This window comes from Candidatus Methylacidiphilales bacterium (assembly GCA_028713655.1).
Classification (GTDB): Bacteria; Verrucomicrobiota; Verrucomicrobiia; order Methylacidiphilales; family JAAUTS01; genus JAQTNW01.
In genome coordinates this window covers 58,388-72,566 of the sequence record JAQTNW010000005.1, presented here as the reverse complement: position 1 = coordinate 72,566, position 14,179 = coordinate 58,388, and the positions used below count along the sequence as shown (strand labels likewise).

The window sequence follows — 14,179 nt, the reverse complement described above, 5'->3', positions numbered from 1 at the left end:
TCCAGAGCTCGACATACGTTAGAGCGCACCTTCAGTGCTTGAGATTTTATACTATTCGTATTCCTGGGGCGTTGCCCCAGGCTGGTATGGGCCGCACCTTTGGTGCTTCTCTCACGAACCCACGTTCATTCCCGCTCAAAACACCTGTTTAAAAGGTTTGGATTCTCGCGATGACGAATCCGCGCGACAGCGTCATTGCGAGAAGAACGGCGAAGCCGGGCGACGCGGCAATCCAGTCAGAGAATAATGGAACGCGACCTCACGCGTGACGCGCAAGCTACGAAAGAGTCGCATCTCTGAAAAGTCCGATGCCACATCTAAATGAAAGCGCTCTAAACGATGGTCAATTGGACGCTGTTTTCGATGATGCCCGCGCTGATGGCGTAACGGGTGAGTCCGGCGGTGTCATGAATGTCGAGTTTTTCCATGAGATGTTCACGGTGCTTTTCGACGGTTTTGATGCCGATGCCCAGCTCAGAGGCGGTTTGCTTGTTGGCCTTGCCTTCGGCAATCAATTGCAGCACTTCCAGCTCGCGCGAAGTCAACTGGGCAATTTTCTTGTTGGGTGTCCCCGTGTGGCTCAGGGATTGCGCCTTCAACCGATCCAGACGCTTGGAAACCGATGCGCTGAAAAATGTTTTCCCCTTTTTAACTTCCCGGATCGCCCGGCACACATCATGAGCGGAGGTTTGTTTCAGCAGAAATCCAACGGCGCCGGACTCGGTTGCGTTTATGACATACGCGTCATCGCTGTGCGCGGAGAGAATGATCACCTTGGTGGCGGGAACGGCTTTGAGGACCTGCCGGGTGGCTTCCAGGCCGTTGAGTTGAGGCATCGCAATGTCCATCAAAACCACATCGGGAGAAAGTTTTTTTGCCAGCGTGATCGCCTGACGCCCGTCTTGTGCTTCTCCGACCACTTCAATATCGGCCTCCAGCTCAAGCATCTTTCGAAATCCTTCGCGGACGATCATGTGGTCTTCCGCCAGCAGAATGGTAATTTTTTTCATTTTTGTTTTCGTTTGGCCGCCGTTGATTTGGGTGGCAATGGTATGAGCGCCTCGATTTTTGTTCCCGAGCGGGGAATGGATTTGATGCTCAAGGTGCCACCCACATAGGCGGCACGCTCGCGCATGCCGAGCAGCCCAAGGCCGCCTTTTGCTTTTCTTCTGGCGCTGTGATCCTCCGTGTTAAAGCCGATTCCGTCATCATGAATTGACAACTCAATCATAGCACCTTGCTGTTTAAGGTTTACAGCTATATGACGGGCATGGGCATGCTGCTCCACATTTTTCAAGGCTTCCTGGAAAATGCGGTAGAGCGCCAACTCGGTGCCGGCAGGCAGACGCGCAGCCAACCCGATGCAGGCCAGCTTGACTGGGATGCCCGTCCGATCCTCAAACTCGGCGCTGGTTGCTTGCAGGACGGGGACCAGGCCCAGTTCTTCCAATACACCGGGCCGCAGATTGCGCGAGATGCGCTCGACTTCCTCGGCCGCCTGACCGAGCATCTTGCGGAGCTTTATCGCCTCATTTCTGGATGGTCCCTTAACCATGGAAAGGTTGTTTGCCAGCGCCTGGCTGCGAAAAAGTATGGCACAGAGAAGCTGGGTGATGTTGTCGTGCAATTCAACGGCCAGGCCCCCGCGCTCGGCTTCCTGGGCTTGCACCACACGATGCGTCAAAGCCCGCAACAGTTCCTCCGTACGCCGGGCCTCAGTCATGTCCGTCACCACCATGCCGATGCATGCGCGATTGACACCCTGCTTTGCCTGCGGACGTATTGAGATTTGCACCGGTATTTGCGAACCATCACCGGCAATCAGCAGCACCTGGATTTTAGCGTCGGATTTATCGCCCCTTTTCATGAGCGCCCGGAGCCTTGTCCGGTCTTCGACGGAGAGAAAACGGCGAAAGGAACCGCCTGTTACCTGCTCCAACGGGCATTTGACCATTCGGGCAAAGCACCGGTTGGCATAGAGAATCGTCTTGTCAGCCGTCAGTGTCAGTGCGCCCTCGTTCATGGATTCGATGAGTACGCGGTAGGTGTGCTCGGCGCCTTCCAACGTGAACATTTGCAAACCCTGCTTGCGAGTGACCACCACGACATCCACTTCGCCGCTGCGGATGGCGCGGATGGTTTCCTCGGCTTCGACCATGCGGGCGCGGAGTTGCACGAGCTCGCTTGAGGGCTCGAGGCGGGAGTCGGACTGGCCTCGTCTTGTTTTCATGCGCTGATTCTACCTTTTTCTCCCAAATCCAATTGGCTGACCAGATTGGTGATATTCGTCAGGTTGCCAATAAACCGGCGCACCGGCAGGGGTAACTGGATGATGAGCGTCGGAGTTGCGATGATCTGGTACTCGCGCGCCAGATCGGGCTGCTGAAAGATGTCTATGACTTCCAGTTTCGCGCATCCTTTCAGGGTCGTGTCGCACAACTCAAGGACGCGCAGTACAGCTTTATGCGAGCGATCCGTGGCTCCCGCCACGAACAGGAGAAGGACGAAATTGTTCCTGAGCCGCTTGGATGTAAATTTTGATGAAGCCTTGGCCGCATTCAGCTTCCGCCGTGTTATTATGGAGGGCAGGCGGCTGGAGCTGTTTTTGTTTGGTTTCATCAATTGATTTTCCCCGGCCTGTGTTTGCCGCGCGTGTTGGCCGCCACCTTGATATCCGCCTGGCGCAAGATGCCTGAGGCTGCCCGCTCAGTGGTTAACATGAGCGTGCTGGTTCCGACCTGTTCGTCAATGCGCCGCAGTTCCATGGTTTCGCTTTCGTAATCGGAGCGCAACCCGCTGATTTGCCGTTCAATTGCCTCGCGTTTGCGTTCCAACTCGCGTTTGCGGCGGGCGGCTTCCTGCTGGCCGGCCAATACGGCGGCCTTTTCGAGCGAATTTTGCGCCGCGCGCGCCGAGCCGGTCAAGACACCGCTGGCGCCAATATACGCGTCCACGACGTCAATGCCCCGGTCCGAAATCAGGAACTCGCGGATTTGGTTTGAATGCGCCATGCCGCGCGCCTTGAGCACGTAAAGAACGCGATTGCGCTCGCCATTGCCCTCAAAGTCCTGCAACAACAGCCAGGAGTCCATGAGCGAGGACATGGCCATTTCACTTTGCTGCAGCGCGTGGCCGCCCTGGGTCAGACTGGTGAAGAGCGAGGTGACCTGTCCGGCCTTCAAATAATCAATCAGCCGGGTCACCATTCCCTTGCTTTCGGAGTCGGTGCCCGCGTCCATCAGGCTTGTAATGGGATCCACGATGACGACGTGGGGCTGAAATGAGGCGATCTCCTTGAACATCGTGGCCAGGTGCATTTCCAGGCCGTAGAGCGAGGGCCGCGCCGAGTGAAAGCGCAGCAGATCGCGCTTGACCAGCGGATCCAGACGCAACCCGATGGAGTGCATGTTGCGGATGATCTGGTTGGGTGATTCCTCGAACGAAAAGAAGAGCACACGCTCCCCGCGCCGGCAGGCGGCCTGGGCAAAGTTGGCGGCAACGATGGTCTTGCCCGTGCCTGGCGTGCCCGTGAGCAGAATGCTGCTGCCGCGAAAAAATCCCCGTCCGCCCAGCATCGCATCGAGCCGGGGGATGCCGGTGGCAATCCGCTCGCTTGATATCTTGTGATTCAGCCCCAATGACGTGATGGGAAGCACGCTGATGCCCGTGTCGCCAATGAGAAATGGAAATTCATTGGTGCCGTGCAGTGCGCCGCGATATTTCACCACGCGCAGATGGCGGGTGGCAATCTGGTCATAGACCCGATGGTCGAGCAGGATGACGCAGTCGGACACATATTCTTCCAATCCGTGGCGCGTCAATTGCTCGCGTCCGCGTTCGGCCGTGATGACTGCGGTCACACCCTTGTCCTTGAGCCAGCGGAAAAGGCGGCGCAATTCTGAGCGCAGAATGGCTTCATTGGGCAGGCTGGCAAACAGGACTTCCAGCGTGTCCAGCACCACGCGCTTCGCGCCGATGGAATCAATCGCGTGTCCGAGCCGGAGGAACAATCCTTCCAGGTCGTATTCGCCACTCTCATGGATTTCACTGCGCTCGACATGGACGTAATCAATTACAATTTTTTTGCGCCGCACCAAGCCCGGCAGATCAAATCCGAGCGAGGCAACATTGGCCGTCAATTCCTCTTCTGTCTCTTCAAAGGCCATGAACACTCCCGGTTCCTTGAATTGGACCGCGCCACGCACGAGGAATTCCGCGGACAACAGTGTTTTGCCGCAGCCTGCGCCGCCGCAGACCAGTGAGGGCCGCCCGCGTGGCAATCCGCCGCCTGTAATTTCGTCAAGGCCTTGAATGCCGGTGAGGCATTTGGGCAAAGGAGTTCCGGTAACGATGGTGTTGTGGCCGTTATTTTTCATTGGAAGAATGTTGGGGGGGTGTTTTTTCATGGACATTTGAGTGTGATGTTGCCGGATTTTTTCAACTTGTTTCTCCTGACGTGCGCAAATGGAATTTCCACCCGGATGGTGGTGCCCTGGCCGGATGCGGATTCAACACAAAAAGTGCCGCCAAACATTTCGACCCTCTCGCGCATGCCGAGCAGGCCCAATCGCTTGTTTCCCCTGGATCGCATGACGCGTTCCACATGGAAGGATCTGCCATCATCCTTGATTTCCATGCGGGCGATGCCTCGAAGTTTTTGAATATTCACCTCCACATGGCCGGCTTTTGCGTGGCGGGAGACGTTGTTAAGCGACTCGAGGGCGACTCGATAAAGCATCGTTCGCTTGTTGATGTCCAATTGTTCAATTCCTGCAAAGATCTTCAAATGAACGCGGAGGTGTGTCCGCTCGGAAAATATTTTTACAAACGAGTGCAGGGCGGGAATCAGCCCCAGGTCGTCCAGCACAGCCGGGCGCAATTCGCGGGCAAAGCGATGTACGATATCCACCGATTTTTCCACCAGACGTTGCGTGTGGGCGATGTTGCGGTCGAGGCCCTTGGTGTTGAGCGAGGCTTCCTTTTTTAGCGCCGAGAGCCGGACGTTGATTCCTGTCAGGGTCTGGGCGATGACATCATGCAATTCCCGGCTGATCCGTTTCCGTTCCTCTTCCTGCGCCGCCAGTATCTGGCGGGACAATCCGCGCAACTGTTGCTGCAAGCGATCCGAGTGTTCCAGCAATTCCGAGTAATGCCGCTCGCTCTTTTTGAGAGCCTTCTCCGCTGTTTTGCGGTGGGCGATCTCCTGTTTCAATTCCAGGTTCGAGGCGGCCAGCTCGACGGTGCGCTGGCTCAGTATCTCAACGATTTGATTCAGATGTACGGCAGCCGCATGCGTATCGCGATTGATTTTCTCGATCGGGGTGATCGCCTCGGTAAAGAAAGTGCCCGCAAGCTTGATGAGCGCGGCGCGTTTGGCGGCCGGACGATCCGGCAACACCCGGGTCAGTAAAATGTGTTCATGGAGCTTGGCGAGGTCCAACGTCTGCATGCCCGCCTTCAACGCCTGCCGGCCCATGCCGCGCGCCAAGAGCAGGCGCGCACGGGTGCATTGTTTGAGATAGGCCAGCAATGCCCATTGGTAACGTCTTGAAATTTTTTGTTTCATGAGTTGCTGAATTTACGGGCGGCACACCGTACGGACTTGGTTGATTTTACCACAAGCCGCTGCGTACAGGCGATTTCATTCTTGAGATCCCTGGTGTTGAGCCTTGACTCGCGTTTCAATCCAAGCAGCCGGACATTGATGCCCAGCAAAGTCTGGACGATCTCATCCTGAAGTTCGCTGCCGACCTTATGGCGTTCACCCTCCTGTGCAGCCAGCACCCGGCGAGTGAGCTGGCGGAAACCTTCCTGCAGATGCAGGGAATCCTTCAACAGCCTGATATAGTGTTCCTCGCTATTCTTGAGGGTGGCTTCCACCTTCTTGCACCGGGTGATTGAGCGCTGCAATTGGGTATTGGCGGTGGCCAGCTCATGCGTGCGCCGGCTCAGCGTTGCGTTCAACCGGTCGAAATCGATTTTGCCTTGCTTCACGTGTTTTTGCAAAGCTGTGACATATCGCGGCGACGATCCCATTGGTTTTTGTTTCATGTTATGTAACACGCTTCAGTTGGCTGCCGTCATGGTTTAATCCCTTAATGGCGAGCCGCCAACCCAATGCAAAGATCGGGTAATTCTCCTTATTTTACTATGGGGTGAACACCTTATAGTAAAAGGCTGGCACATGGCTCATCTTAATGCTTCGAGTTCATAAACCCAGAATCCAAACCCGCATATGAAATATAAAACATGAAACCAGCAACTCTCAAATACCCGGTAGGGTTACACCCCATAGCGGGAGGCCGGAGTACGGCATACTCTGTACTCGTATCAAGAATTCATAACGCAAGAATCGAAAACAAACTGAAGGAGAAAATTTATGCTTTATACCATTGCAGTAATATTAATCGTTTTATGGCTCCTTGGCATGATCAGCGGCTACACAATCGGTTCGTTCATTCATGTCCTGCTGGTGATTGCCGTCATCATGATATTGGTCAACCTGATCTCGGGCCGCAGATCGGTTTAGGAAGCCGTTAACTGAAAAATCAAACCGGAAAATTAAATATGAACACAAAAACCATTGTTGCAGTTATTCTGATCGCTGCGGGCTGCGTGGTCCTCGCTTACTCGGGCATCAGCTATACCACCCCTGGAAAGCCTGTTGACTTCATCGGAATCCACGTTGAAACAACAGAGAGCCACTTTATCCCGCCGGCTGTCGGAGCGTTCGCGCTCATCGGCGGGGTCATCCTGCTGCTCGTGAATCCGAAGCGTACCGCGTAAGCGGTGTCGGGCCCCTTTATCGGTGAGGGGCGCGCGTGAGATTTTGGGATGCGCAGACATGTCTGAGCTTTGGAAACGGGCGGCATGTCGCCCGTAATAAAAAAGCGTCGTCGTGCCGCCGCAGTCCAAACAATTTCCAGCATCTTGTCAGACGAACTGGGGTGAATACCCCATTACAATGTTTCATGAAATCCACTACCTTCAAAACTATGAAAAATATAATGAGTCTAATTTCCCGGAAGCACTCCGGGATGTGGTTGGCGGTAACTGTCCTTCTTTCGGTTTTTATATTCGGAGGAACCAGTCAGGCATCGGCGCGTGATTATGATCGTGATGGCTATAATGGTTATAGAACCTATCAGGCCAGGAGCAAACATTACGATCGGGACGGATACCGTGACTGGTACGGCAATTATCATCGTTACGAATATCGCAACCACCATCGCGGATATTGGAACCATAACAACAACGGCTTTCGCTTCTGGATCAACATTGATTAAATAGATCGTTCATGTGCCGGCATGAGGAAATAGACCCTTGTGTCCGGCGCCATGGGCGAGGAATAGGACATTTGATTTCAAGACTGGGCGCATTCGCCATTTCCCTGCTGCAGGAGCTTGGCAGCTTGGTGTGGATGGGAAGGGAAACCGTTTCTGAAATCATGGAACGTGTCGCCGCGCGCCGGACGCCTTTTCGCCTGGAGCATTTTTTCTACCAATGCAACCGCGTGGGCGTGGGGTCGGTCCCGATGGTTGTTCTTCTTTCATTGTTTGTCGGCCTCACCATGGCCTTGTTGACAGGCTATCAGCTCCGGATTTTCGGCATCGTCACTCTGGTTCCGGCTGTGGTCTCTGTTTCCTTTACGCGCGAGATGGGCCCGCTTTTCACGGGCATTGTGCTTTCCTCGAGAATCGGCGCCGCATACACCGCCGAGCTGGGAGCCATGACTGCGGGAGGTGAGGTGGATGCCATAGAAGGCATGGGCATAGGCGCGCTTCGTTATCTGATCACGCCGAGGATCCTCTCGATCTTTCTCCTGACACCCTGCCTGACTGTTATTTCCATCGTTTCCGGCATTCTCGGCGCGGCATTCATTTCGAGCCTCACGCTGCAAATCAGCTATGGTTATTTTTACGATCAGGTGATGACAAACCTGCTGGTGAAAGACGTGATGGCCGGAATCGTGAAAAGTTTTCTCTTTGGCGCCATCATTGGACTGGTCGCCTGTTACAAGGGCCTGTCGGTCCGTGGCGGCGCGGTCGGGGTGGGCATCGCAACGACTTCCAGTGTGGTCATCGCAATCAGCGCCGTGATTGCCTGCGATTCGTTTTGCAACATTTTCATCGTCACCTTTTTCCCATGAGCGCGGAACTTAAAAAATTGGTCGAGATGCGCGGCGTGAAATTAAAATTCGCGGATAAGATGATTCTGGACTGTGTCGATTTCTCAATGCAACCGCAGGAAGTCCTGGTCATCATGGGCCTCAGCGGCGGCGGCAAAAGCACATTGCTCAGCCTCTTGATGGGCCTGCTTAAACCGGATGCAGGGGAAATCTTTTTCAAGGAAGAGGATCTGACAAAACTTTCGCGCCCGAAATTGAACGAGGCCCGGACGCATATCGGCATGGTCTATCAAAATGCGGCTTTGATCAGCTCGATGAATGTGCGCGAAAATATTGCCCTGCCACTGCAGGAACTTTCGGACAAAAACGAAAAAGAGATTGATTCCATCGTCAATCAGAAGCTGGAACTGGTGGGGCTTAAGGACGCCGTTGACAAGCTTCCCTCCGAGCTCAGCGGCGGCATGGAGAAACGGGTGGGCCTGGCGCGCGCGCTGGCTCTGGAGCCCGAGTTGATTCTTTTCGACGAGCCCTCGGCGGGCCTTGATCCGATCAACAGCAAGCTGATCAATGATCTTATCATCCAGTTGCGCGACAAGCAGAAAGCCACGGCCATTGTCGTGACCCACGAAATGGACAGCGCATTTGCCGTGGCCACGCGGATGGCATTCCTGCATGAGGGAAAAATAATTCTGGAAGGGGCGCCGGATGAGTTCCGGCATTCGGACAATCCCATCGTCAGCAAATTTCTTTCGTCCTATTCAAACCACGAAAAAACCGGGGAATAACTTATGCAAATTCACAAAAATGAAATCAGCACGGGCATCCTGGTGTTGGTGACTTTCGGCATTTTGATCACCATTCTGGTCGTAATTGGAATGCCCGGCGTCATCACGCCGCTCAATACCTATCGGATTTATTATGACAACGCCAACGGCATCCGTCCCGGCGCGCCCGTGCTTCTGGCGGGGCGGGAGATCGGCAAAGTCACGCTCCTTACCTCGCCAGTGCCGCTGGAAAAGCGGCCTGACGGACATGCCGATTACGAAGTTTCCATTGACGTGCAGGTGGAAAGGAAAGCACAGATTTATCACAATGTGACGGTGCATTTAACCCAGCAGGGCCTCATGGGACAGGAGGTGATCGACTTTATTCACGGAGATGCAAGCACCGGTTTGGCGGAGAACCACGCTGAGTTTGTCGGGGAACGCGTACCGGATCTGTCTGAAGCCGTGGCCAATAATATGAAACGTCTTACCGGGCCGGAGTCCGATCTGGCCATAGCCCTCAAAAATGCGAAAATGTTTTTGGAGACGCTGAATAATTCCAAGATTCCACAGGTGATCAGCAATAGCGAGCAATTGACCGATACTCTCAAGAGGGAACCGTGGCGGCTTATCTGGCCCAGCACCAAGTCCTACCCGGGCGATGAGAAAACCCCAGCCGCGAAGAAGAAATAACCCGAACCCCTTACTTGATCTCTTTGTGCAGGGTATGGCGGCGAAGGTTGGGATTGTATTTCTTCACTTCCAGGCGCTCGGTCTGCAGCTTTTTGTTGCGGGTGGTAATATAGCGCGAAACCGGTTTGCCTTCGGCTTTGGCTTCCGTACATTCCAAGGTAATCTTGTCTCTCATAAGGGGTGATAAAATGCGGATATCCTCCGCTCAAGTCAAGAGGGGTTTTAGACACCCTCAGGGGCACATTTTAACGCAAAGCGACATGCCAAGAGCCCAAGTGCGTCAGGCGCAGCTTTTAAAACACAATTTCCAAACTTCTGACTTATTTCATGTCAATGTGTTACTTCTATAAGTTCCTGCATATCAATTTTTGCGTATCTTGTTCGCACGCCGGACGGGTCCCTCTTTGCCGGACGCTTTTTCACGGCTAAACCTGTTCAAGCTTTTAGTTTTAAGCATGCTTTGCGTCCTTCCTGTAAAAAATCGTGTTGCCCGGCGGCAGTTTTAAGCCAAGTTCTAACGCATGACCCAGACTCCCTATCCCGTCAGCCCTTATGTCAAAACCAAAGGCATTGTTTATTTTGCCCGAATGCTGGACAAAATCCGCCTTCATGCCAATGGCAAGCTCGGCCAGGACTTTATTGAAAATCTGGGCATCGGCTTCGACGGGCGCTGCCTATCATTTTTGAAGATATCGTATGAAGATTTGAAAAAGAGGGTACTCCAGGGGGGAAGTGACGACGAGATTCTTCAGTGGTGTTTTTCCAGGGGACGGCACCCAGGCGCCGAGGAAATTGAAATTTGGAATCATTTCATGGCCAAGAGAGGGTGCAGGGACGAAGCGTCCGAGCGGCTGGAATTTCGCCTCAACGAGGCCGGATTGTCGAAGCGCAAGGGTGAAATCCTGACCTTCTTTGATTTTATCGAGGTGGATGAGGGCCGGCCTCCGCAGCCCGATTGGTGGAAAGCCTGAATTGCGAACGCACAAGGCTATCCTCGTTTGCATTTTCCGGGCGGGGATGTTAAGAATGAGGCATGGAATGTTCCTTTTGCCCTGGAAGCGAGGCCACCTGTCATTTGACAAAAATCGTCAATGGCAAGGTGATCGAGGTTCATGTTTGCGAAAAGTGCATTCCGCAGATCAAGGACCAGAACCTCATCGATTTTGACATTTGGGATGCCGTATCGAAACTGGCGAAAGCCAAGGGCATGCCCGATCCCGCGCAAAGCATTGAGCCGCCGGAACAGCCGGAAATTTCCGCCAAATCCCTGATGATGTCTCCGCAGGGTGGAGTTGAACCCAGCCTGCGTTGCGCTGCCTGCGGTTTCACCAGCGAAGACCTGCGCAAAACCGGGCGGCTGGGTTGTCCGGAATGTTATCCGGTTTTCATGGAAATGCTTACTGAAGTGCTGAACGACTGCCAGAAAGGCGTCCAGCATCTGGGGAAGATCCCCGCTTCCATGAAGGGCCTGCGCAAAAAGCAGTTGGAGCAAATGCTGGACACCGCCGTTTCCTCGGAACGTTTTGAGGAAGCGGCCGTGCTTCGCGACCAGCTCAAGGAGATCGAGCGGGAGGGTTGAAACCGGCATGCCGATTTACACCTATGAACTGGTTTCCGGCGAGTGCAAGGTGTGCGGCGGTTGCTTCGATTTGCGCCGTCCGCTGACCCGGCCCGAGCTCAAGGAATGCCCCCTTTGCCGCAAGCCGGTCCGGAAATTGATCGGGGCTGTTCATACGCCCAAACTCACCAAGCCGCTCTCCGTCTCGGATGCGAAAAAGGCCGGCTTTAAAGTCTATCAAAAGCGCGACAAGGGTGTGTACGAGAAGCTGTAGGTTCATAAATAATTTGTTATTATTAATGTGAATACTCCATGTCGAGAGGCTCTTGCACAAGTGATGTTCCGGACCGGGATTGGATGCTTGCCATTCTACATGGTTGTTTTTGATGTTTAACACAACTCAATCCCGAAGGGATTGAAAGCATTCAGCCACAGGGTTGAGCCGCGTTTTGTTTCCTTGATCATCGTTGCCGCCTCGCAGGTTCTTGACAGTGCGCACAGAAAATGAACATGGTCTTCCGTGCCGCCCGCGATGATGGGCTGGCAATCCAGGTTGCTCAGAATGCCGCCGAGGTAACGATGCAATTCCTCGCGCAAGGCACGGTCGTGCAGAAGGGGAAGACGGTTTTTTGTGGAAAATACAGCATGAACCAAGATTTTGGCGAGAGATTGTGGCATGGCTTGAGAATGGATGATTTTTGGATTCGATTCAACTCTTTCAGAGTTGATAGAGATTCGTGAACCTTCCCAGGGTAGTCCGCCAAAGGCGGCCAACCCTGGGCTGAAAGATCACAATCCCTTTGGGATTGGGGGCATGGGGATTCGGAGAGCAGAAAAGGCAAGTTTTTTTGACAGGATTTACAGGATAAAAAGCCTGGGACATCACCCGGGCATGGCACCCATCAGTTCATTCACAATCTTTTGTTCGTCTTCTGACAGCAAGGTTTTCCATTCGTCGAGTTTTTCAGGTTCCGGAGGGCGAATGGCGGAACTGTGGTTTGCAAACCGCTGATTTCGGGTGGCCAGGATGCGGCCTTCACTGTCATAATGCGCTTCGTGTTCCGTCAAACGCTGGGCGGCCGACACATGATATTCCAGCATGCGGGCGTCCCATGCCAGATCGAGAAACGCGCAAACCGTTTTCAGCGTTCCCTCCGGATCCGTGACAAGATCCTCAAAACGAATTTCAAGGTAGTGCCGGCACTTTTTGCCTTCCTCCCTGCCGCGAATCACCCAGTTTTGCCAGGCCATCATGCAGCCGATCAGGCCGCCCGGTGGAGCAAACCATGTGTGTCTCCATGAAGCACATACTGCGCGGCCATCGCGGACGATGTGTATGAAGCGAGCTTCAGGCAGCAGGGATTGGATGGCGGAAAAACAATAGGTGTTGCTGGGTGATTTTTCCCCAAAGATCTTTTTGCCATGCCGCCGGGCATAGGCAAGGAGGGCCAGGCGAATCCCGTCGGCAATGGAAAAGGAGCCGCGCCGGGGCAGAAAGTCCAGAAGATCATTTTCCTCAAAATGCAGATCCGGCCAATTCGAGCGGATGGCGGGATGGTTCTTTAGCAAATGAACAAACTGTCTGGCATCACACTGGCGATTCTCCGTATCCTGGGAAAAGTGGACCAGCCAGTTGGTTTCTGGCGGAATGGCAAGATCCGGATGCGCATCCAGCATGAGGCGCAGCAGGGTGGTTCCCGAGCGGGGCACCCCGCCGATGACGGGAAGGGGCGCGGGATAAATCGATCTTCTCATGGCGCTGATGTGGACGCGCGCAGAAAAATCCGCCAGGCCCTTGGCGAGCCGTCCTCCACCGGAGGCGGCCTTGACAGGTTCTTCCGGAGGGGTTCCGGGGGATTCCTTCAAGTGATCGTTCAACCCAAAACCGCTGTGTTGGTAGAGGTTGGGTTTCTTGAGGTGAAGGAACAGGCCGTTGGCATAGGAAAGAAAAGCCTGGCTGGAAATTTCCCTGGAAAAGGGTCGGCCAATCAGGGAGCTGTAAAGGCGCTCAAATTGTTCCGCGGCGACAGTGGTATTGCAGCGCTCGCGGGTTATCTGGCAAACGGTTGCAACCTCGCCGGCATCAAAGCGCGCAATCTGTTCCTCCAACCATCCCGTACGGTGTTGGAGCAGGCTGTGGCCGAAATTGTATTTACGCAGTTCATCGAACAACGTGGAAGTCACCAGGGGGCCGAAGCCTTCCGCTCCGGCAAGAATCACACCACAGCCGCAGGCCATGGCCTCGATGGCGCAGCGTGCTTTGGCAAACACGAGATCATAGCGAGGCAAAAGATCCTGAGGAGTTTCGGAGGATTGTCCCGATTGGTGCCCTACCACATCGAGCGGGATTCCGAGCCGATTGCACACCTCCCGAATGATTTCAATATAGTTCCAACCATCAGGTGAATGGCTGTGGAACACGAGTGCGCGTGCGGGACGCTCCGGCCGAGGGGCGGATGGGGGAATGAAGACGGAGGTGTCGACTGTGTTGTTGATGATCGCAATGTCCTTTTCAGCCAGGTCTGTTTCCCTCATCACCCGTTTGCGAGTGTGCCAGTCCACTGTGACATGGGCCTGGACAAGCGGAGGTGGAGGCGGTGAGTCGAACCATATTGTGGAGTCATGACAGACGTAAATTGCGGGGACACCCGGAAAGAACCCGATTGCAGCGAGTGTTTCGAGGCTATGTTGCCCGTGGATGATGTCAGGCTGCCAGGGTAATTTGCGGAGATCATCGAACAGGGGCAGGATGCCATGAAGGGAGCCTTTGATAGCCGGTCCGAAGAGTGTGCTGTAAAGTGCGCAAGTATGGCCCCGTGAAGCCAGTTGCCGGGCAAGATCCGCAATAAACAGCTCGGTGCCCGATCTGACGCCAAAGGAAATGTTTGTGAACAGGATGCGCATCTAAACGAATTTTAGACGATCTACAAAACGGCCTCAAACGCAAATAAAATCCCATGACGCAGCCCTGATATTGGCGTTTTGCGTTAAATCCTCGCAGCGCGGTTAAAACAATTTTCTTTGAATTTCTTCCTG

18 protein-coding genes are annotated in these 14,179 nt (G+C 54.1%); 9 read left to right on the top strand and 9 right to left on the bottom strand.

The window, feature by feature from the left end; genetic code table 11:
- Positions 1 to 332: 332 nt before the first annotated feature.
- The 6 genes from PHD76_02925 to PHD76_02900 are packed head-to-tail and all read right to left on the bottom strand — an operon-like array spanning position 333 to position 5,994.
- The gene (locus tag PHD76_02925) at positions 333 to 1,010 is read right to left on the bottom strand and encodes a response regulator transcription factor (GenBank protein ID MDD5260779.1); all 678 of its coding nucleotides are present in this window, start codon (positions 1,008 to 1,010) and stop codon (positions 333 to 335) included.
- Positions 1,007 to 2,230, bottom strand: coding sequence for an ATP-binding protein (locus tag PHD76_02920; GenBank protein MDD5260778.1), 1,224 nt, complete (start codon positions 2,228 to 2,230; stop codon positions 1,007 to 1,009). The genes PHD76_02925 and PHD76_02920 overlap by 4 nt, the downstream gene beginning before the upstream one ends.
- The gene (locus tag PHD76_02915; GenBank protein MDD5260777.1) at positions 2,227 to 2,619 is read right to left on the bottom strand and encodes a circadian clock KaiB family protein; all 393 of its coding nucleotides are present in this window, start codon (positions 2,617 to 2,619) and stop codon (positions 2,227 to 2,229) included. Before PHD76_02915 ends, PHD76_02920 begins: the two co-directional genes overlap by 4 nt.
- A complete protein-coding gene (gene kaiC / locus PHD76_02910) occupies positions 2,619 to 4,406 on the bottom strand; it encodes a circadian clock protein KaiC (GenBank protein MDD5260776.1) in 1,788 nt (595 codons plus the stop codon). Before kaiC ends, PHD76_02915 begins: the two co-directional genes overlap by 1 nt.
- Entirely contained in the window at positions 4,403 to 5,566 is a 1,164-nt protein-coding gene (locus tag PHD76_02905) for a sensor histidine kinase (protein MDD5260775.1), read from the bottom strand. Before PHD76_02905 ends, kaiC begins: the two co-directional genes overlap by 4 nt.
- On the bottom strand, positions 5,563 to 5,994 hold the full coding sequence (locus PHD76_02900; protein ID MDD5260774.1) for a hypothetical protein: 432 nt from the start codon (positions 5,992 to 5,994) through the stop codon (positions 5,563 to 5,565). Before PHD76_02900 ends, PHD76_02905 begins: the two co-directional genes overlap by 4 nt.
- A gap of 385 nt (positions 5,995 to 6,379) precedes the next feature.
- Here PHD76_02900 and PHD76_02895 point away from each other — a divergent pair, with 385 nt between their 5' ends.
- The 6 genes from PHD76_02895 to PHD76_02870 all read left to right on the top strand — a co-directional run bounded on the left by PHD76_02895 (position 6,380) and on the right by PHD76_02870 (position 9,585).
- Positions 6,380 to 6,529: a lmo0937 family membrane protein gene (locus tag PHD76_02895; GenBank protein ID MDD5260773.1), complete on the top strand. Its 150-nt coding sequence runs from the start codon at positions 6,380 to 6,382 to the stop codon at positions 6,527 to 6,529.
- A 38-nt stretch (positions 6,530 to 6,567) separates the two neighbouring features.
- Positions 6,568 to 6,786 (top strand): hypothetical protein, encoded by a 219-nt coding sequence (locus PHD76_02890; GenBank protein ID MDD5260772.1) that lies wholly within the window; start codon positions 6,568 to 6,570, stop codon positions 6,784 to 6,786.
- Positions 6,787 to 7,007: 221 nt separating this feature from the next.
- Positions 7,008 to 7,286 carry a hypothetical protein gene (locus PHD76_02885; GenBank protein MDD5260771.1) on the top strand — a complete coding sequence of 93 codons (279 nt, stop codon included), beginning with the start codon at positions 7,008 to 7,010 and terminating at the stop codon, positions 7,284 to 7,286.
- A gap of 71 nt (positions 7,287 to 7,357) precedes the next feature.
- Positions 7,358 to 8,149 (top strand): ABC transporter permease, encoded by a 792-nt coding sequence (locus PHD76_02880; GenBank protein ID MDD5260770.1) that lies wholly within the window; start codon positions 7,358 to 7,360, stop codon positions 8,147 to 8,149.
- Complete coding sequence (locus PHD76_02875; protein ID MDD5260769.1) at positions 8,146 to 8,913, top strand: ATP-binding cassette domain-containing protein; 768 nt, start codon at positions 8,146 to 8,148, stop codon at positions 8,911 to 8,913. Before PHD76_02880 ends, PHD76_02875 begins: the two co-directional genes overlap by 4 nt.
- Positions 8,914 to 8,916: 3 nt before the next feature.
- Entirely contained in the window at positions 8,917 to 9,585 is a 669-nt protein-coding gene (locus PHD76_02870) for an MlaD family protein (protein MDD5260768.1), read from the top strand.
- Positions 9,586 to 9,595: 10 nt separating this feature from the next.
- Here PHD76_02870 and rpmG read toward each other — a convergent pair whose 3' ends face one another.
- Positions 9,596 to 9,760 (bottom strand): 50S ribosomal protein L33, encoded by a 165-nt coding sequence (gene rpmG, locus PHD76_02865; protein ID MDD5260767.1) that lies wholly within the window; start codon positions 9,758 to 9,760, stop codon positions 9,596 to 9,598.
- Between the two features lie 346 nt (positions 9,761 to 10,106).
- Between rpmG and PHD76_02860 the strand changes: the two genes are divergently transcribed.
- From PHD76_02860 to PHD76_02850, 3 genes are all read left to right on the top strand, one after another.
- A complete protein-coding gene (locus tag PHD76_02860) occupies positions 10,107 to 10,556 on the top strand; it encodes a DUF5069 domain-containing protein (protein ID MDD5260766.1) in 450 nt (149 codons plus the stop codon).
- Positions 10,557 to 10,618: 62 nt separating this feature from the next.
- The gene (locus PHD76_02855) at positions 10,619 to 11,164 is read left to right on the top strand and encodes a UvrB/UvrC motif-containing protein (protein ID MDD5260765.1); all 546 of its coding nucleotides are present in this window, start codon (positions 10,619 to 10,621) and stop codon (positions 11,162 to 11,164) included.
- A gap of 7 nt (positions 11,165 to 11,171) precedes the next feature.
- Positions 11,172 to 11,417: a zinc ribbon domain-containing protein gene (locus PHD76_02850; GenBank protein MDD5260764.1), complete on the top strand. Its 246-nt coding sequence runs from the start codon at positions 11,172 to 11,174 to the stop codon at positions 11,415 to 11,417.
- A 116-nt stretch (positions 11,418 to 11,533) separates the two neighbouring features.
- Here the strand turns inward: PHD76_02850 and PHD76_02845 are convergent, their stop codons facing one another.
- Entirely contained in the window at positions 11,534 to 11,821 is a 288-nt protein-coding gene (locus PHD76_02845) for a transposase (GenBank protein MDD5260763.1), read from the bottom strand.
- Positions 11,822 to 12,025: 204 nt separating this feature from the next.
- Positions 12,026 to 14,047 carry a sulfotransferase gene (locus PHD76_02840; GenBank protein MDD5260762.1) on the bottom strand — a complete coding sequence of 674 codons (2,022 nt, stop codon included), beginning with the start codon at positions 14,045 to 14,047 and terminating at the stop codon, positions 12,026 to 12,028.
- Positions 14,048 to 14,179 lie beyond the last annotated feature (132 nt).

Coding starts and splice junctions, on each gene's coding strand:
- PHD76_02845 (MDD5260763.1), bottom strand. CDS start 11,821: ATGCCACAATCTCTCGCCAAAATCTTGGTTCATGCTGTATTTTCCACA.
- rpmG (MDD5260767.1), bottom strand. CDS start 9,760: ATGAGAGACAAGATTACCTTGGAATGTACGGAAGCCAAAGCCGAAGGC.
- PHD76_02885 (MDD5260771.1), top strand. CDS start 7,008: ATGAGTCTAATTTCCCGGAAGCACTCCGGGATGTGGTTGGCGGTAACT.
- PHD76_02895 (MDD5260773.1), top strand. CDS start 6,380: ATGCTTTATACCATTGCAGTAATATTAATCGTTTTATGGCTCCTTGGC.
- PHD76_02890 (MDD5260772.1), top strand. CDS start 6,568: ATGAACACAAAAACCATTGTTGCAGTTATTCTGATCGCTGCGGGCTGC.
- PHD76_02875 (MDD5260769.1), top strand. CDS start 8,146: ATGAGCGCGGAACTTAAAAAATTGGTCGAGATGCGCGGCGTGAAATTA.
- kaiC (MDD5260776.1), bottom strand. CDS start 4,406: ATGAAAAAACACCCCCCCAACATTCTTCCAATGAAAAATAACGGCCAC.
- PHD76_02855 (MDD5260765.1), top strand. CDS start 10,619: ATGGAATGTTCCTTTTGCCCTGGAAGCGAGGCCACCTGTCATTTGACA.
- PHD76_02860 (MDD5260766.1), top strand. CDS start 10,107: ATGACCCAGACTCCCTATCCCGTCAGCCCTTATGTCAAAACCAAAGGC.
- PHD76_02915 (MDD5260777.1), bottom strand. CDS start 2,619: ATGAAACCAAACAAAAACAGCTCCAGCCGCCTGCCCTCCATAATAACA.
- PHD76_02840 (MDD5260762.1), bottom strand. CDS start 14,047: ATGCGCATCCTGTTCACAAACATTTCCTTTGGCGTCAGATCGGGCACC.
- PHD76_02920 (MDD5260778.1), bottom strand. CDS start 2,230: ATGAAAACAAGACGAGGCCAGTCCGACTCCCGCCTCGAGCCCTCAAGC.
- PHD76_02925 (MDD5260779.1), bottom strand. CDS start 1,010: ATGAAAAAAATTACCATTCTGCTGGCGGAAGACCACATGATCGTCCGC.
- PHD76_02870 (MDD5260768.1), top strand. CDS start 8,917: ATGCAAATTCACAAAAATGAAATCAGCACGGGCATCCTGGTGTTGGTG.
- PHD76_02850 (MDD5260764.1), top strand. CDS start 11,172: ATGCCGATTTACACCTATGAACTGGTTTCCGGCGAGTGCAAGGTGTGC.
- PHD76_02905 (MDD5260775.1), bottom strand. CDS start 5,566: ATGAAACAAAAAATTTCAAGACGTTACCAATGGGCATTGCTGGCCTAT.